Origin of the sequence: Bradyrhizobium sp. CCBAU 45394, assembly GCF_028128655.1 — a bacterium.
Taxonomy (GTDB): Bacteria; Pseudomonadota; Alphaproteobacteria; order Rhizobiales; family Xanthobacteraceae; genus Bradyrhizobium; species Bradyrhizobium diazoefficiens.
The window spans coordinates 368,235-385,251 of record NZ_LBIX01000177.1; the positions used below are offsets into that span (position 1 = coordinate 368,235).

The 17,017-nt window shown below is 63.0% G+C and carries 18 protein-coding genes; 8 read left to right on the forward strand and 10 right to left on the reverse strand.

Features of this window, described 5'->3' with window-relative positions; all coding sequences use genetic code 11:
• Positions 1 to 780: 780 nt before the first annotated feature.
• Positions 781 to 2,526: an ABC transporter ATP-binding protein gene (locus WN73_RS42530; protein WP_271558227.1), complete on the forward strand. Its 1,746-nt coding sequence runs from the start codon at positions 781 to 783 to the stop codon at positions 2,524 to 2,526.
• A gap of 433 nt (positions 2,527 to 2,959) precedes the next feature.
• Here WN73_RS42530 and WN73_RS42535 read toward each other — a convergent pair whose 3' ends face one another.
• The 3 genes from WN73_RS42535 to WN73_RS42545 are packed head-to-tail and all read right to left on the reverse strand — an operon-like array spanning position 2,960 to position 4,076.
• A complete protein-coding gene (locus WN73_RS42535; protein ID WP_271558228.1) occupies positions 2,960 to 3,250 on the reverse strand; it encodes an HGGxSTG domain-containing protein in 291 nt (96 codons plus the stop codon).
• Positions 3,247 to 3,852, reverse strand: coding sequence for a hypothetical protein (locus tag WN73_RS42540; protein WP_271558230.1), 606 nt, complete (start codon positions 3,850 to 3,852; stop codon positions 3,247 to 3,249). Before WN73_RS42540 ends, WN73_RS42535 begins: the two co-directional genes overlap by 4 nt.
• Complete coding sequence (locus WN73_RS42545; protein WP_271558232.1) at positions 3,849 to 4,076, reverse strand: hypothetical protein; 228 nt, start codon at positions 4,074 to 4,076, stop codon at positions 3,849 to 3,851. The genes WN73_RS42540 and WN73_RS42545 overlap by 4 nt, the downstream gene beginning before the upstream one ends.
• Positions 4,077 to 4,273: 197 nt before the next feature.
• On the opposite strand from WN73_RS42545, the gene WN73_RS42550 reads away from it, so the two are divergent.
• A complete protein-coding gene (locus tag WN73_RS42550) occupies positions 4,274 to 5,257 on the forward strand; it encodes a Bug family tripartite tricarboxylate transporter substrate binding protein (protein ID WP_271558234.1) in 984 nt (327 codons plus the stop codon).
• Positions 5,258 to 5,495: 238 nt separating this feature from the next.
• Here the strand turns inward: WN73_RS42550 and WN73_RS42555 are convergent, their stop codons facing one another.
• The 4 genes from WN73_RS42555 to WN73_RS42570 form a co-directional block, all read right to left on the reverse strand.
• Positions 5,496 to 6,458 carry a lytic transglycosylase domain-containing protein gene (locus WN73_RS42555; RefSeq protein WP_271558236.1) on the reverse strand — a complete coding sequence of 321 codons (963 nt, stop codon included), beginning with the start codon at positions 6,456 to 6,458 and terminating at the stop codon, positions 5,496 to 5,498.
• Positions 6,459 to 6,661: 203 nt separating this feature from the next.
• The gene (locus tag WN73_RS42560; RefSeq protein WP_271558238.1) at positions 6,662 to 6,937 is read right to left on the reverse strand and encodes a hypothetical protein; all 276 of its coding nucleotides are present in this window, start codon (positions 6,935 to 6,937) and stop codon (positions 6,662 to 6,664) included.
• Between the two features lie 78 nt (positions 6,938 to 7,015).
• The gene (locus WN73_RS42565) at positions 7,016 to 7,873 is read right to left on the reverse strand and encodes a VOC family protein (RefSeq protein WP_028175535.1); all 858 of its coding nucleotides are present in this window, start codon (positions 7,871 to 7,873) and stop codon (positions 7,016 to 7,018) included.
• Positions 7,874 to 8,025: 152 nt separating this feature from the next.
• A complete protein-coding gene (locus WN73_RS42570; protein WP_271558241.1) occupies positions 8,026 to 9,228 on the reverse strand; it encodes a urate hydroxylase PuuD in 1,203 nt (400 codons plus the stop codon).
• Positions 9,229 to 9,451: 223 nt separating this feature from the next.
• On the opposite strand from WN73_RS42570, the gene WN73_RS42575 reads away from it, so the two are divergent.
• Together WN73_RS42575 and WN73_RS42580 are read left to right on the forward strand one after the other, a co-directional pair.
• Positions 9,452 to 10,786: a PQQ-dependent sugar dehydrogenase gene (locus tag WN73_RS42575; RefSeq protein ID WP_161535975.1), complete on the forward strand. Its 1,335-nt coding sequence runs from the start codon at positions 9,452 to 9,454 to the stop codon at positions 10,784 to 10,786.
• Between the two features lie 120 nt (positions 10,787 to 10,906).
• Positions 10,907 to 11,230: a hypothetical protein gene (locus tag WN73_RS42580; protein ID WP_011085495.1), complete on the forward strand. Its 324-nt coding sequence runs from the start codon at positions 10,907 to 10,909 to the stop codon at positions 11,228 to 11,230.
• Positions 11,231 to 11,247: 17 nt separating this feature from the next.
• Here WN73_RS42580 and WN73_RS42585 read toward each other — a convergent pair whose 3' ends face one another.
• The 3 genes from WN73_RS42585 to WN73_RS42595 are packed head-to-tail and all read right to left on the reverse strand — an operon-like array spanning position 11,248 to position 12,813.
• A complete protein-coding gene (locus WN73_RS42585) occupies positions 11,248 to 12,048 on the reverse strand; it encodes an SDR family NAD(P)-dependent oxidoreductase (protein ID WP_271558244.1) in 801 nt (266 codons plus the stop codon).
• Between the two features lies 1 nt (position 12,049).
• Complete coding sequence (locus WN73_RS42590) at positions 12,050 to 12,604, reverse strand: carboxymuconolactone decarboxylase family protein (RefSeq protein WP_271558245.1); 555 nt, start codon at positions 12,602 to 12,604, stop codon at positions 12,050 to 12,052.
• Positions 12,605 to 12,615: 11 nt separating this feature from the next.
• The gene (locus tag WN73_RS42595) at positions 12,616 to 12,813 is read right to left on the reverse strand and encodes a hypothetical protein (RefSeq protein ID WP_271558247.1); all 198 of its coding nucleotides are present in this window, start codon (positions 12,811 to 12,813) and stop codon (positions 12,616 to 12,618) included.
• Positions 12,814 to 13,046: 233 nt separating this feature from the next.
• Between WN73_RS42595 and WN73_RS42600 the strand changes: the two genes are divergently transcribed.
• The 4 genes from WN73_RS42600 to cyoD are packed head-to-tail and all read left to right on the forward strand — an operon-like array spanning position 13,047 to position 16,897.
• On the forward strand, positions 13,047 to 13,880 hold the full coding sequence (locus WN73_RS42600; protein WP_271558249.1) for a cytochrome ubiquinol oxidase subunit II: 834 nt from the start codon (positions 13,047 to 13,049) through the stop codon (positions 13,878 to 13,880).
• On the forward strand, positions 13,870 to 15,870 hold the full coding sequence (gene cyoB, locus WN73_RS42605) for a cytochrome o ubiquinol oxidase subunit I (protein ID WP_011085500.1): 2,001 nt from the start codon (positions 13,870 to 13,872) through the stop codon (positions 15,868 to 15,870). The genes WN73_RS42600 and cyoB overlap by 11 nt, the downstream gene beginning before the upstream one ends.
• Positions 15,870 to 16,511, forward strand: coding sequence for a cytochrome (ubi)quinol oxidase subunit III (locus WN73_RS42610; RefSeq protein ID WP_011085501.1), 642 nt, complete (start codon positions 15,870 to 15,872; stop codon positions 16,509 to 16,511). The genes cyoB and WN73_RS42610 overlap by 1 nt, the downstream gene beginning before the upstream one ends.
• The gene (gene cyoD, locus WN73_RS42615) at positions 16,508 to 16,897 is read left to right on the forward strand and encodes a cytochrome o ubiquinol oxidase subunit IV (RefSeq protein ID WP_011085502.1); all 390 of its coding nucleotides are present in this window, start codon (positions 16,508 to 16,510) and stop codon (positions 16,895 to 16,897) included. Before WN73_RS42610 ends, cyoD begins: the two co-directional genes overlap by 4 nt.
• Positions 16,898 to 17,017: the final 120 nt, after the last annotated feature.

Sequence of the window (17,017 nt, forward strand, 5' to 3'; positions counted from 1 at the left end):
CGCCGTACGCGGGATCTCCGATTTCGTCGAGGGGTGCGGCGCCGGCGCGCGGCCACTGGCTGACGACGATGGCCGCCATCGCGCCTTTCCCGAACGTGCAGGTCGACTCGACAATGATGATCCAATTCTCGGTCGTCAGCTTGATCTGCATATCGGAGTGTCGCTGCTTGGCATGGTGAGCCAGATCGATGTCTGTGCGTTTTAGAAGCGATACAATTGCGGCGGGAATCTCTGTACAACAACTACCTGCATCGTTATCTATCGCGAAGGCCATGCTCTTCGGAAGTCGATCCGCGACCTCGATGCGTACCAATTCGTCCGAACTCCGACCTCACGATGTGTCGACACATTATCTGATCGACGTCTTGCTCGACGGAGCGCACGAATCTTACTCTGTGTTCTGGGCGCTGAAGGCCATCGGCTTGCTTGCAGTTATCACGGAAGCGCAGCAACACAATCTTGTCACGCACTCGCGACTTGCCAAGTTGCTCGGTGCTTCCAGATCCGGTCTGTCGCATTGTCTCGCCTATCTTGACAGGCTCCGAATCTTGCACACGCAGCGGATGCATTTGCCCGGCTGCCTTGCGCCTACTCAAGTGTATTCAGTGCCGATTATGGCGCGCTGGCGCGACGATCATGGTTCGCCACTCACGGAGTCGGCCGAGCACGCGCAGGCCGCCGATTTGTCGACGCCAGCCCTGGCTTATCGATATGCGGAACTGCATGCGTCGATGCACATCTACGCTCGATCGAGCTGCAGTCGAAAGAGACGTTGTCATCATGAAACGCTGGTTCAAACTCTTCGAGACCGCGTCGCGGCACTTGCAAGCCAAGGAGCGTGGTCTCTTCGTTGTGGTCGTCGGCTGCATGTTGATCGCCGCGGGATGCATGGCAATAACTCCATACATTCTCGGCGTCCTAACGGACAGATTGCTGGAGGGCCGCGCGTCGCATGATGTGCTGGTGCTACTGGCCGGGGCTTATCTGGCGACGGTGGCGATGCCAAGGATACTTCAGACCGTCGCCCTCCATCGACAAAGCAGCCTTCGTGTTCACGCCAATCGCTCGCTGCTGTCGAGCTATTTCAACTATCTGTGTGAACAGCCGGAAAGTTTCTTTACGAGCAGGAATTCCGGTGAGCTAAGTCAGGAGGTTACACAGGCGTCGAACGATCTGTACGTCATCATTCGCAACTTTTCATCCTCCATCATTTCCCCAATCGTCCAGATCAGCATTGCAATCGTTATTCTAGCCCTGAATCGAGACCTCATAGTTGCCGCAGCGATCTTGATTTATGCGGTCCTGTTTCTCACCAATAACGCCATACAAGGCAGAAGGCTGATGCAGCTCAGGGACGGCCTCATGGAGGCCGGGCGAAAGTCTTATGCAACACTTTCCGATTCCATCTCCAATATCGCAGTTGCGCGCCAGTACAACGGGTACGACTTTCTGCTTTCCCGGTATCGCGCGGTGCTGGACGAAGATCGCCACGCGCAAGGTCGATACTGGGCTGTTAGTCTTCAGATGCAGATCATCAACGCGCTGCTGTTTGTCGGCTTTTTTGGAGTGTCATTCGGGGTGGCTTTGTACGGGGTGGTTCACGGAGAGCGCTCCGTTGGGAGTATGGTGCTCGTCGGTGCGTACACGTTGACGCTGTTGGCCCCGATCAAAGGCCTCGGCAACATGCTTACCGAGATCACTCAGTCGCTAAGGACGTTCGGCGTGTTCATGGACAAGCTGGAATCCGTGCGCCCGTCGTCCAGGCGCCATGCCGAAGTGGTGCCGATGTCATCTTTCCAGCCGGCGATCGAATTTGACGATGTATCGCTGATCTATCCAGGCGCAACCGTGCCGGCCCTCAGGGGTATCAGCTTCTCCATCGCACCGGGACAGCAGGTGGTCATCACGGGTCCGAGTGGCGCGGGCAAGACTTCTATCATCAAGGCGTTGACCCGACAGTATTCGCCGGGCACAGGATCAATCCGCCTATTTGGACAGGATATCGCGACGATAGACGTGCGGACCTTGAGCGACCGGGTTGGATATGTTTCACAGGAGGTGTTCATTCTCAAGGACACGCTCCGCTTCAATCTGAAGATTGCGCGAGCAGAGGCATCGGATGAAGAAATACTCCACTCGCTCGAGAAGGCCGGGCTAGGCGATCTCGTTCCCAGCTTGCCGGCCGGTCTTGACACGATACTCGGTAATCGTGGTGCAACCCTTTCGGGAGGGCAGAGGCAGAGACTGGCCCTCGCCAGGCTGTTTCTACGGAAGCCTGACGTTGTCGTGATTGACGAAGGCACCGCGGCTCTGGATATCGTCACCGAGCAACGGGTGCTCGAAGAGTGTCTGACAACTTTTGACGGGAAGACGATTGTGATCGTCACGCATCGTCCGAGCGCGATGGTGTTGGGAGACACGTTGATCGTTGTGCAAGACGGGCGGGTCGAGGACAGCGGAAAACACGATGAACTGAGGTCGCGCAACGGTTTCCTTTCGCGCGTTCTCAGCGGAGCAGCGTCATGATCCGGCTCTCCCGAGGCGCTTCAAGCGGAATAAGCCGGTTTGGCTCATCCGGATGACTGCATCATTCTTTCGGCCTTGGTCACGAACAGGAGTGGCTGGTGAAGTGGAGTACCATTTGTTTGGTGGGCGTCGCGTCGGCATTGTTCGCGCAGTCCGGAGCCGTAATCCGATTGACGGCTGAAAGGCAGGTCTTGTTTCCAGCAACGGTGGTGCTTCCTCTGCCTTGGGATCCGACCTCGCCCGAGTGTCGCGAGGATCCAATGCCGCCAGGCTTTCGGGTGAATGGGGAGATCAGCTCGGCTGGTCCGCAAGGCCGGTGCGCGCAAATTGACGGACAGCCGATCTGATGCGGTTTGCGCCGTTGCGTAGGCCGCACTTGGGCGATGATTGGCCGGCCTATCTCCAAACGCCGAGGAGATGAGCAGTGCTGGTGTCAAAAGGCATCCTGCTTAGGCTGCGTCAATTTCCGCAGTAGAGTTTGTGCGTCATCCAGCAATGCCTGCAGCTGCTGCCGCTCGCTGATCGCATCCCTCGTGAATAGCCCGTGCGTGCGCGCATTCCGATTTCCCTTCGGCGCGCCGGACCCTAGCGCGCCGCCGTGCATGCGGCAGCGTGTCTTGCCGTGCGCCGTTGGCGCGCGGCACGGGCTGCCGTCGCGGGTTCGGGCGCCGCAGCGGGGGCTGGTGCGCATCGGGACCGTGTTGCGGGTGTGGCCGCCGGTCATGGGGTGGCGCCTTGCGTTGCCTCGCTCCGGCTCGCCTCCGCAACAAGCACGTTCGTATGCTGCGTGACGTTGCCCACGATCGCGTGTCCTCCGTCCTGAACGGACAGGTTTTTCACCGTGATCGCGCGCTCGTCGCTGTTGCGGTGGCGGCTCAGGGCCTCGACCTGAGCGGCAAAGGTGCGGGTCAGTCGGGTCAATGCGCGCGTGACACTTTCCTGCTGCGGGAGGTTGTCGGTGCAGGCGAGGCGGCAGGCGCAGCGCATCGTCGCCATGTGCACGGAGACCATCTGCGACACCAGCATGGCTTCGATGGAATCCTTCGGCGCGATGCTCCTGATCATCGAGACCATGAAGGCGAGATTGGCCTCATCGGGCTTCTGTCCGACCGCGCTCGCTTTCACCAATTGCCTGAGAATGCCGTGCAGCGCGTCGCGGTCAACGGCACCGAGTGCCTCGGCCAGCAGGCGCTCGCCGGCTTGCGGGTCCGGATGGGTGATCGCAATGCGCCGCTTGTACAGTCTTATCCGCGGGCTCGCGGCGGGGCCGCCGCGATCGTTTGCTGCAAGCGGCGAGGTGATGCGGCGGTTCGGTGCTGTCGTCACGTGCTGTGTCCTTTGCCTGCGCAGGCGCGCGCGAACGACCGTTCGCTGCTGCGCGCGGATGCGAATTTCGGGATGTCGATGAAGGGCTTATGCGCAACCACGTCGAGGCGGCCCGGATGAGGGTGGCCGTCACGCTGACGATGGTTGCGATGATGGCATTCTGCCGGTGTTTTGCCCGACGAGTCAAACGGCGTTGCGAAGCGCGCAAGTCCTTGTTCTTCCAAGCACCGGCTACTGTGCATGGGGTTGTTTTCGCGCTTTTTGTTTTGAGCCGGCGCTTACGTGCCGTGCGACGGAATTGCGAGGCGCGTCGTGTGTGGAAACGCGATTGCGCAATCCCGTGCGGCCGCTCATCATGATCCCCGAGCGCGCCGCACCAACAAGCATGCACAAGCGGCGCCGAAGTCTGGGGAGAGAACGAATGCAACGAACGGCTCGCCTGCTGGCAGTCATCGCCGGATTGTGCGCCTGTGCGCCGGCGACAGAGGCCCTCGCGCAGAAATATCCGGCGCGGCCGGTCAAGATCATGGTCGGCTTCAGCGCGGGCGGGCCGGTCGATGTCGTCGCTCGCATCATCGGCGACCGGCTGGGCAACAAGCTCGGGCAGCCCTTCGTGGTCGAGAACCGCGCCGGCGCCAACGGCATGATCGCCGCCGAAGGCGTGGCTCGTGCGGATGCGGACGGCTACACCATGCTCGCCTGCAACTCGTCCACCATCACGCTCAACAAGACGCTGTTCAAGGACATCCGCTACGACCCGGAAAAGGACTTCGCGCCGTTGACCACAGTGGTGTCGGCGCCGCTGGTGCTGGTGGTCAATCCGGAGAATCCCAGGACGGCCGACATCAAGACCGTGGCCGATCTCGTTGCCGCGGCGAGGGCGAGGCCCGGCGAGCTTGCCTACGGTTCGGGCGGCAACGGCAACCTCGCCCATCTCGCCATGGAGCTGCTCGGCCAGAAGGCCGGCATCAGGATGATCCACGTGCCCTATCGCGGCGGTGCCGCGTCCGAGGTCGGCATCCTCGCGCAGGAGGTATTGGCGGTGTTCGATCCCCTGTCGGCCGTGCCGCTGGTGAAGGCCGGCAAGCTGCGCGCGCTCGCGGTGTCCTCCGCCGAGCGGCTTCCGTCGCTGCCTGATGTGCCGACGGTTGCGGAGGCAGGCTATCCCGGCTTCGACCTGTCGTTCTGGGTCGGCTTCTTCATGCCGAAGGCGACCCCCGCGCCGATCCTGGAGGCGCTGCACCGGGAGATCGTCGCCGCCGCCAAGGATCCGGCGGTCGCGGAGAAGCTCGGCTCGCAGGGCGTGGTCAGCGTGCTGAGCCCGGCCGAGTACGCCGCGAAGATCGCGAAGGAGACCAAGGAACTCGCCGAGGTCGTGGCGGCGGCAAACATCAAGGCGGAGTGAGGTGGGCGCATGATCGTACGGCTCGCTCCGCCGACCTCTCCCGCTTGCGGGAGAGGTCGGCGCGCAGCGCCGGGTGAGGGCTTTTTCCTCTGGGGGATTGTCCCGCCGCGGAGACACCCTCTCCCCACCCCTCTCCCGCAAGCGGGAGAGGGAGCGCACCTCCTTCGCGGTAGCCATCACAGCCACAGGATCTGCTTGCGGCAGCCCAAATCGTTCAGCAGCGACAAGCCGGTGTGAGCTAGCTCGAGGAGCGTTCGCGCGCCGCAAAGCGGATCGCACGAGCTTTTGCACTCTTTCCGGCCGCGCGGGCCGCGATCATGCTCCGCGCCTTGCCGTGGGCCCCGGCATTCCTGCGCAGCAAGGTTGCGAACCGCTTGCGTGCACGGCTCGCCGAGAGCCGCGCCGCCAGTTGCTCGGCCTTGCGCATGATGGTGACGACCGACGGTGTCAGGTTCACCGGAACCCAGGCGACGTGCTTGGTCTTGGACAGGCTGCCAACGCCTTCGCAAGGCGCTTCGCGCGGTAGGTCGATCCGGATTGCGAGAACCTCCGCGCGCTCGGTCCAGTCCTCGGCCCTGGTGCCCGTGATGATGCGGACATAGTCGCGCGTCTCGCGCGGCAGCTCGCTCTCTCTGGCGAGCCACTTCTGGATGCGACCGGGACCTGCGTTGTAGGCGGCTGCCGCGAGGCCGAGATTGCCGAAATCGTCACGCAGCTTGCGCAGGAATTTTGCCGATGCGGGCAGCGCCTTCACGGGATCGAAGGGATCATCCAACCCGACCTCGGCCGCCGTCTCCGGCATGAACTGCGCGACGCCCTGCGCACCGGCCGGGCTGACCTCGTTGGAACGAAAGCGGCTCTCCTGCCAGAGCAGGCGCGCGAAGAACGGCACGGGAATGCCGCTGGCCTCGGCGGCTTCGCGAAGCGCGTGGCAGAATTGTTCGGTCGGTGAAAGCGGGGCCTGCGCGACGGGTTCGACTGTGGGGACCGGTTCGATCGTCTCGACGTAGGCCGCGCGCGCATTTGCCAGCTCAATGGCCTGCACGCTTGCGAGGAAGAGTTCGGCGAGGGGAACCAGAGAAGGACCGCGATCAGTCTTGAGAGCAGCGTGGTCGATGCTTGACGGCTGCCAGGAGGACGACGAGCCGACGTCGCACATCAGAATCAGGAACGCAGCGCAAGCCGCGACGACAAATCGCATCTCGGTAAGAGTCCTCGAACTGTGGGGGAACGACCAGCGCGTGCGCCGGTGAGGAGGACTTCATTAACCGTAATTGCGGCGAAGCTGCGATTCCGCGCGAGGGCAGGTGTTAGTACGGGGGCCTGCCGCAGAACATGCGCCGCCGGCCCCGCGGATCTACGGGGACCGCGAGCAAATGCGACGTGCGAGTGGTGGCACGGAGGCTAGTCCTTCGGAAAGTCCTTGCGCATCGCGATCTCGGCGGCATCGCCGGGCGACAGCACGGTCTGGTCGAAGGCCGGCTGCGGCCTCGTCATGATGTCGTAGAGCGAGATGCCCTTGATGGGCTTGCCCATCAGCTCGCGGACGCAGTCGGCGAGCGTGCCGTTGTAGACGAGATAGGGCGGACCCCGGTCCCTCTGCCTCTCGCCCTTCAGTGATGGCCACTTCTTCAGTTCGGCCGGCGCGTCATAGACGATCGGCGATCCCTCTTTAAACATGCGTCTGGTTCCGGGCGGCGTATATAGGCCAGAAGCCTAGAGCCGCCCGGTAAACGCTTGTTAAAGAATTAGTTCAAATCAGCCGGCAACGAAGGCGAGCAGGGTGCCGTTGGCCTTGGCCGGCGGCACCACGATCGCAGGTCCACTGCGCAGCGCTGCCGTGCCCAGCGCCTTCTCGGTCGCCGCGAGATCGCCGCTGACCAGCACCAGCGCCGCGCCGCCGCGCTCGGAGAGGCCCGCGAGCGGCACGCCGGGATAACGTTTGCCGAGCTGGTCCAGCGTCAAATAGACGAAGTCGGCACGATCGCCGCCGGAGGGCACGGTGACCGCGCCGTCGGCCTCGGTCTTCGGTTCGCGGTCGATCAGGCGCGCGAGGTGCGCAGCGTCCTTCGCGGGATCGGGCGTTGCGATCAGCGTCTGTTTGATGCGCTTGGCCGCATTGGCATGCTTCATCAGTTCGGGGATCCACACCGTCTCGCGGGTCTTGTGCTGGCAGGCGAAGATGCGCACGCCGCCCGGTGCTTCCGCGGTCGGCCACATGAAGGTGCGGAATTTCGCCGCCGAGACCGTGCCGTCAGGCAGCGTCACCGGCCGCTCGAAATCGGTCGGGCCGATCGGCGTCAGGCCACGCGCGCGGATTTCCTCTGCGCCGGCGGCGCTATCGACCGCCGTGAAGGCGATACGCTCGATGCCTTCGCCGCGTGTGTCGAGGAAGGCGCGGGCCGGCGCATTTTGCTCGGTCGCGGCCAGCACGCCGAGCAGCTCCATATAGTCCGGGTCGAACATAATGGTGTAGTTGCCGGTGCCCATATGCGCGCTGTGGGTGCCGCGCGGCGACACCGTGAAGCCGAGCTGCCGGTAGTTCTCGGCGGCCTTGTCGAGGTCCTTCACCATGACCACGGCGTGGTCGATACCGATGACGTTCTTGAGGGCCACTGTGATTTCCCCGCGGCAGATGCAGATTGAATTTGGACGGCACGAGCGGCCGCTGTCCCTATCTACGCCGGATAGACGATCAAGTCATTTTCAATTCAGTGGGACATGCGGAAATTTCATTCCGCGAAACGTGATATCGACGCGCGATGGCGTCAGCGCGCCTGCTCGATATAGGCGGCGAGGATGGCACGCTCCTCGCCGGTCATTTCGGTGATGTTGCCGGGCGGCATCGCGGTGGACCAGGCCGCGACGCGGCCGATCAGGCGAATGTTGCGCTGGATGTGCTCGGGCGCGTCGAGCAGGATGCCCTTCGGCGCGGTGACGATCCCGGCCCAGACCGGTTCGGCCGCGTGGCACATGCTGCAGCGGGACATCACGATCTCCTCGACATTGGCGACCGTGACCGGTGCCGATAGCGCGCCGGTCTTCACCTCGCGCGGGCCGGCGGCGGACAGGAAGAGGATCGCGATCACGCCCACGGCGGCCACGCCCCACACCCACCACGGCGATTGGCGCCCGGCATGGCGCTCGTTGAAGAAGTGGCGGATCACGGGGCCGAGCGCCAGGATGATCGCGACGATGATCCAGTTGAAGCGCGTGGCGTAGAGCAGGGGATAGTGGTTGCTGATCATCAGCACGACCACCGGCAGGGTCAGATAGTTGTTGTGGACCGAGCGCTCCTTGCTGGTCTTGCCGAGCTTCGGATCCGGCGCCTGTCCCGCGATCAGCGCTGCGACGATCTTCTTCTGGTTCGGGATGATCAGCGTGAAGACGTTGGCGACCATGATGGTGCCGATGATCGCCGCGATCTGGTTGAACGCGCCGCGACCGCTCAGCACATGGGTGAAGGCGTAGGTCAGCGCGACCAGGAACAGATAGCCGCCGATGGCGAACGGCAGCTCGCGCTGGGCAAGCCCGGTGCGGCAGGCAGCCTCGTAGAGCGCCCATGCCAGAGCCAGGCTGAAGAAGCTGAACAGCCCGGCCTGGAATGGCGTGAGGTCGAGGATCGACTTGTCGACCAGGAACAGGTCGGCCTCGAGATAATAGACCACCACCATCAGCGCGAAGCCGGATAGCCAGGTGGTGTAGGCTTCCCATTTGAACCAGGTCAGCTCATCCGGCATCTGGCTGGGCGCCACCAGATATTTCATAATCCGGTAGAAGCCGCCGCCATGGACCTGCCAGGCTTCGCCCTGAACGCCATCAGGCAGATCGCCGGGCAGATCGCTCTTGGGCTTGAGGCTGAGGTCGAGGGCGATGAAATAGAAGGAACTGCCGATCCAGGCGATCGCCGCCACCACGTGCAGCCAGCGGAGCAGCAGGCTCGCCCATTCCGATATGATGGATCCCCACATGATCACCCCATCAGGTGCGACACAAATGCCGCAGCTTTGATCACCGCAACCGGCGGTCGCGCCCATACAATGTGTCGCACCGATCAACGGCATTTTCCAGTACGATGGGCCGCGGCTGATGCACATCGTGCGGGCATGAGCTGATGTGGGATGCGGCAGGCGTTTTTCCCGCCGGATCGATCGGCGTTGACGCTTGAGACATGCGCGCCGGGAGGAAGACGACGTGAAAAACAGGATATGGTCCGCAGCGATGGCCGCGGGATTGCTGGTCGCGGCCGCGACATCTGCGCAGGCTGAGCCGGTGATGCAGGGCAGGGACGCCTATGGCGACTGGCAGTCCGACAGGCCCGGCACGGTCAGGTTGATCCGGCCGCAGGATCTGGTCAAGCCTGGTGCCACGCGGTCGGTTGCGAGCTTCGCGCGCATGGTGCCGCGGCCGTCGGATGCCTCGCCGCAGGTGCCTCCAGGTTTCAAGATCGAGCTGTTCGCCGAAGGCTTGCGCGCGCCGCGCATCGTACGCGTCGCGCCGAACGGCGATGTCTTCGTCGCGGAGACGCGGGCGGGTACCATCCGCGTGCTTCGTGCAGGAGAGGGCGGCAAGGTCGCGGCCAACGAAGTCTTTGCCAGCGGTCTGCGGCAGCCATTCGGCGTTGCCTTCTTTCCGAACGGCGACAATCCGCAATGGGTCTATGTCGCCAACACTGACAGCGTCGTCCGCTTTCCCTATCAGGCCGGTGACCTCAAGGCGCGCAGCAAGGCGGAGAAGATCGTTGCGAGCCTGCCGCATGACGGCGGCCATTCGACCCGCGACATCGTCTTCACGCCCGACAACAAGCGCATGCTGGTCTCGGTCGGCTCGCTCAGCAATGTCGCCGAGGGCATGGGCACGCCGCCGGGCGGGATGGATGCGTGGTCGAAAACGCAGCCGCTCGGCGCGGCCTGGGCCAGCGAGACCGAACGCGCCACCGTGCTGGCGTTCACTCCCGACGGCAAGGAGCGGAAGATCTACGCCACCGGCATCCGCAATTGCGTCGGCCTCGCGATCCAGTCGCAGACCGGCCTGCCGTGGTGCTCGACCAACGAACGCGATGGCCTCGGTGATGACCTCGTGCCCGACTACGTGACCAGTGTGAAGGAGGGCGCCTTCTACGGCTGGCCGTGGTTCTATATCGGCGGCAACGAAGACCCGCGTCATGCCGGTGCGCGACCGGACCTCAAGGACAGGGTGACGATCCCCGACGTGCTGATACAGCCGCATTCGGCCTCGCTCGGTATGACCTTCTATGAAGGCACGCAGTTTCCGTCCGACTACCAGGGCGATGCCTTCGCCGCCGAGCACGGCTCCTGGAACCGCTCCAAGCGCACCGGCTACAAGGTGATCCGCATCCGGATGAAGGACGGCAAGCCGACGGGCGAGTACGAGGACTTCGTCACGGGGTTTGTGCTGAGCGACACGGAGGTGTGGGGACGGCCGGTGGGCGTGGCGGTGGCGAAGGATGGGGCGCTGCTGATCTCGGAAGATGGCAATGGCACGATCTGGCGGGTAAGCCACCCATAATTTTGGAGATGGCGTCGCTATCTTGTCGACACCCCTTAACAACGGGTGAAAGCCGCCGAAACTACTTGCAACAACCGTTGATACTAGCCAAGGTAGAGCGTTCTTTGGGGGGAGAGCAAAATGGAAGGACTGGGGACAACTGAGCCGTTGGTTACGGCGGCTTGGCAGTGGTTTAGTATCGGACTAGGCGTCGCTTTCCTGGTCACCATCGGCATCATTGTCCTTTTTGTTTTCAAGGGAGATACCGAGTACGGGATCGATCAAGGATTTCTCGGACTTATTTTGATGCTGACTACCATTTTCTATCTTGTGGCTTTTTCATTTTTGGTCGCCGCGTCGACTAAGGGGTTGGATATTAAGGTGACGGTCGTAGTTGTCGATGCTCTCGTCCTGATCGGAAGCAAACTATTGGCGCCGCGCTTCCTCACCTACTTATCGTCATGAACGTCCGGAGTTGAGTGCTATCCTCTTCTCACGCTCGCCCCTCCATCCACCGGCAGCGTCACACCCGTAATGAAATTCGCCTCGTCCGACGCCAAAAACAGCGCGGCGTTCGCGACGTCCCATCCCGTGCCCATCTTCCTGCGCAGCGGCACCTTGCTGTCGCGCTCGGCTTCGACCTCGGCGCGGGTCTTGTGCCATTCGCGGGCGCGGGTATCGACCGCCATCGGCGTGTTCATCAGGCCGGGCAGGATGACGTTGGCGCGGATGCCGTATTCGGCGTTCTGGTAGGCGAGCTGTTCGGTGAAGGCGATCATCGCTGACTTTGTCGCCTTGTAGGCGACATATGGATACGTCGTGATCGCCGCCATCGAGGAGATGTTGATGATGGTGCCGCTTCGTTGCGCGCGCATGATCGGGATGACTTCTTTCGCCGCCAGGATGCAGCTCTTCAGATTGATGGCGACGACGCGGTCGAAAGCTTCCTCGGTGAGTTGAAGCAGCTCGGCATCGCCGCCGGACAGGCTGACGCCGACATTGTTGTGCAGCACGTCGATCCGGCCCCAGCGCGTTTGCGCCGCCTTGACCATCGCCTTGATGTCGGCGGCTTTGGTCACGTCGGCTTTGAAGGCTGCCGCGGTGCCGCTGGTCTCGGCGATCATCGCGACGGTTTCCTGCGCCGATTCCAGATGATGATCGACGCACAGCACCTTGGCGCCCTCGCGCGCGAAGGTCAGCGCGGTGGCGCGGCCGTTGCCCATGCCTTCGCCAGGGCTCTGGCCGGCGCCGACGACGATCGCAACCTTGTCCTTCAAGCGCATGTCAGTTCACTCCGGGGATCGGGTACTGCTGGAGTACCTCTTTGTAAGTGGGCTCGTTGTCGATCTTCATGGTTGCGAGCACGCGCACGACGCCGCAATAGAAGGCAATGGTGAGGACGAGATCGACCATGTGCTCGTCGGACAGGTGCTGCTTGATCTCGGCAAAGGTCGCGTCCGACATCGCGAGCTCGCGCACCATCTCGCGGGCGCCTTTCAGGACCGCCCGGGCCAGCGGCTCGAGCTTCGAGGGCTTGCCCTCGGTCTCCGCCATCAGGCCTGCGATGTCCTCGTCGGTGACGCCGAACTCCTTGCCGATCTTCACGTGATGGGTGAACTCGTATTCCGATTTCTCCATCCAGCCGACCTGGAGGATCGCAAGCTCCCGCAGGCGCGGGTCGAGCTTGCTCTTGAAGCGGATGTAGCCGCCGATGCCGTTGAAGGCGCGCGCCATCTCCGGCGAGTTGACCAGCAGCTTGTGCAGATTGGTGTTGCGCTTGAGCATGTCGCGATATTCAGGCGCGACCTGGTCGGCCTCGAGATAGGGCAGGCGGGCCATCGTGTGTCTCCTCAGTGTTCTCTGGACTCGCGTTCGGGCGCCTGCAGCGTCACGCCGCCATCGACCACCAGCACTCTTGCGCTGGCGCGGGCCAGCAGAATTGCTGCAGCGCGGCCGTTGCCGTTGCCGATGCCGTCGCCCGCGGCGCCGCTGCCACTGATGGGCGCCACCTTGCCGGCGAGGCCGGCATCGTCCTCAGGGCCCTGCATCCCGTTTCATCCCGATATTTTCGTGCAAACTAGCAATGGAGTGCGGAGGTGAGAAGGCCGGCCGTCCCGCGTAGATGTCATTGACATCGCATGGAATTGCATGCCGCCGCGCGAGACGCTCCGCGGTTGAGCAGGCGCGGCGCGGAACCATCTTCACGCAACTGCGTTTGCGGCGGGGGCGTTTTTCACGTTAGGCTTGCCCCCGGGGCTTCCCAATCGCCAGTGGCTTGCCGATGAATCTGCTCGATCCACAAGGGCCGGTGGCTGCCGCCAACAGCACCATCCTGGTCGATTCCGTCTTCATCATGCTTACGATCGTGGTGCCGACCATCATCGTGATCCTGGCGTTTGCGTTCTGGTTTCGCGCGTCCAATACCAAAGCGCGCTTCCAGCCGGACTTCGTCTATTCCGGGCGCGTCGAGATGGTGGTGTGGGCGATCCCGGCGCTCACCGTGATCCTGCTCGGCGGCGTGGCCTGGATCGGCTCGCATCGACTCGATCCCGCGGCGCCCGTGCCGGGCACCGGCAGTCCGGTGCGCATTCAGGCCGTCTCGCTCGACTGGAAATGGCTGTTCATCTATCCCGACCAGCGCATCGCCACCGTCAACACGCTGACGGTGCCGGCCGGCGCCGAGCTGAATTTTCAGCTCACCTCGTCGAGTGTGATGAACGTGTTCTTCATCCCGCAGCTCGGCAGCATGATCTACACCATGAACGGCATGGTGACGAAGCTGAACCTGCGCGCCGACAACGAGGGCAAGCTTCAGGGACTGTCGGCGCATTTCTCCGGCAACGGCTTTCCCGACATGATGTTCGACGTCAAAGTGATCTCGCCGCTCGCCTTTCCGGATTGGGTCGCGAGCACGGCGAAGTCCGATGCCGTGCTGAACGAGGAGAGCTACAAGAAGCTGATGCAGCAGGGCATCGAGAGGGGCAGGCCGACCTATCGCCTGGAAGATCCCCGCCTGTTCGACCTGATCGCGACCCAGCACATTCCGCCGGGGCCTGGTCCGGAACTGCTATCCGATGCGGGCCGGCCGCACAGTGGAGGCCACGATGCTCGGTAAGCTCGATTGGTCGGCCATTCCATTTGATCAACCCATTCCGCTGATCGCGGGCGCGGTGGTGCTGGTCGCGATCCTCGCGGTGCTGGTCTGGGTCGTGGTGAAGGGGCATCTGCCGTATCTCTGGCACGAGTGGATCACCAGCGTCGACCACAAGCGGATCGGCGTCATGTACATCCTGCTGGCTTCGATCATGCTGCTGCGCGGCGGCAGCGACGCGATCATGATGCGGATCCAGCAGGCCGTGGCCTACCAGTCGCAGGGCTATCTGCCGCCGGAGCATTACAACCAGATCTTCTCGGCGCACGGCACCATCATGATCTTCTTCGTGGCGATGCCGTTCGTGATCGGGCTGATGAACCTCGTCGTGCCGCTCCAACTCGGCGTCCGCGACGTCGCATTTCCGACGCTCAATTCGGTCGGGTTCTGGCTGACCGCGACCGGCGCGCTGCTGGTCAATCTCTCGCTCGTGATCGGCGAGTTCGCCCGTACCGGCTGGCTCGCCTTCCCGCCGCTGTCGGGGCTGTCCTATTCGCCGGGCGTCGGCGTGGATTACTACGCCTGGTCGCTCCAGATCTCCGGCGTCGGCACGCTGGTCGCCGGCATCAATCTCGTCACCACCGTGCTGAAGCTGCGTACCAAGGGCATGAACTATCTGCGCATGCCGATGTTCTGCTGGACCACGCTGGCCTCCAATCTCCTGATCGTCGCGGCGTTTCCGATTCTCACCGCCACGCTCGCGATGCTGCTGCTCGACCGTTACCTGGGCTTCCACTTCTTCACCAACGAAGCCGGCGGCAATGTCATGATGTTCATGAATTTGATCTGGGCCTGGGGGCATCCGGAGGTCTACATCCTGGTGCTGCCGGCCTTCGGTATCTTCTCCGAGGTGGTGTCGACCTTCTCCGGCAAGGCGCTGTTCGGCTATCGCTCGATGGTGCTCGCCACTATGGCGATCTGCGTGATCTCCTTCATGGTCTGGCTGCACCACTTCTTCACGATGGGGGCGGGACCCGACGTCAACGCCATCTTCGGCATCGCCAGCATGATCATCGCGGTGCCGACGGGGGTGAAGATCTACAACTGGCTGTTCACGATGTATGGCGGCCGTATTCGCTTCGCGACCCCGATGCTGTGGGCAGTCGGCTTCATGGTCACCTTCATCATCGGCGGCCTGACCGGCGTGCTGGTCGCGGTGCCGCCGGCCGACTTCATGCTCCACAACAGCATGTTCCTGGTGGCGCACTTCCACAACGTCATCATCGGAGGCGTGCTGTTCGGCGCGTTCGCCGGCTTCGAATACTGGTTTCCGAAGGCGTTCGGCTTCCGCCTCGACGAGCGCTGGGGCAAGCTCGCGTTCTGGTTCACCTTCCTCGGTTTCTATGTCACCTTCATGCCGCTCTATATCGCCGGCATGCTCGGCATGACCAGGCGGTTGCAGCATTACGACGTCGCGGCGTGGCGGCCCTGGATGCTGGTTGCGGCGGCCGGCATGGCCGTGCTGACGATCGGTGTGATCTGCCAGATCATGCAGCTCGTCGTCAGCATCAGGAATCGCGAGGCCCTGCGCGACCGCACCGGCGATCCCTGGGACGGGCGTTCGCTGGAATGGGCGACCTCCTCGCCGCCGCCGGTCTTCAACTTCGCTTTCAGTCCCGATGTGCGCGGCGAGGATGCCTATTGGGACATGAAGACCCATGCCCGGCAGCAATCGTTCGAGCACGATGCGCCCGAATATCACGACATCGAAATGCCGCGGAATTCCCCGACCGGCTTCATCTGCGCGTTCTTCGCCACCATCATGGGCTTTGCGCTGATCTGGCACATCTGGTGGATGGTGATCCTGGGCGGCATCGGCGCGTTCGCGACCTTCGTCGTGTTCGCCTGGCGCGACCATGACGAATACGTCATTCCGGCCGACGAGGTCGCCCGCATCGATCGCATCAATCTCGAGGAACGTCGCAGCCTCGTCAGCATGGCGGGGGTGGTCTGATGTCGATGACCGCGACCGTCGGCCGTGCGCATGCCGATCCCCATCATATCGGGCTCGTGGTCGAGCATCCCGGGCCGGCGTCGAAGCGGATCGTGACCGCCTACGGCTTCTGGGTATTCCTGCTCTCCGACATCGTGATGTTCTCCTGCTTCTTTGCGGCCTATGCGGTGTTGTCTGGCCAGACCGCAGACGGCCCCAAGGGCTCGGAAATCTTCGAGCAGCGGAACGTCGCGATCGAGACGGTCTGCCTGCTGCTGTCGAGCTTCACCTGCGGCATGGCCAGCATCGCCGCCGACGTGCGCAACCGGTTCTGGTTCTATCTCGGCATGGCCGTGACCTGCGTGCTTGGCCTGATCTTCCTGACCATCGAGTTCCGCGAGTTTGCCGATCTCGTCGCGCGCGGCTACGGCCCCTCGCGCAGCGCCTTCCTGACCTCGTTCTTCTCGCTGGTCGGCTGCCATGGCCTGCACGTCTCCGCCGGCGTGCTCTGGCTCCTCACCATGATGGCCCAGGTCTTTGCAAAAGGCTTTCGCGCCGACGTGTTGCGGCGGATGATGTGCTTTGCGCTGTTCTGGCACGCGCTCGATATCATCTGGGTCGGGGTGTTCTCCGTCGTCTACCTGCTTGGGGGGGCCGCATGAGCGATCAGACCCATATTCCGACCGGGCACGATCTCGCGCCGGGCGAGGAAGAGCAGCATAGTGTCGGTGAGCGGATCCTGGGTTACGTCGTCGGTCTTGTGCTGGCGTTGTTGCTCACGGCGACGTCGTTCTTCATCGCCGGCACCGATCTGGTCTGGCAGCCTTCGATCCCGGTCGCGCTGATCGTGCTGGCGATCGCGCAGATGGGCGTGCACCTGGTGTTCTTCCTGCACATCACCACGGGCCCTGACAACACCAACAACGTGCTGGCGCTGGCCTTCGGACTGCTCGTCGTCTTCCTGGTCGTGGGCGGCACGGTCTGGATCATGTCGCACCTCAACGGGAACATGCCGCCGATGGACCAGATCATGCGGATGCGGAACTAGGGGGCACAAAAAAGAAGAGCCGCTTGTTTGTGACAAGCGGCCCAAGTCTAGGGAGGAAACGCCCGAGCAAAGCAATCCGAACCGGATTGCTGCCAAGGAAACGCACGCGCAAGCGCTTGC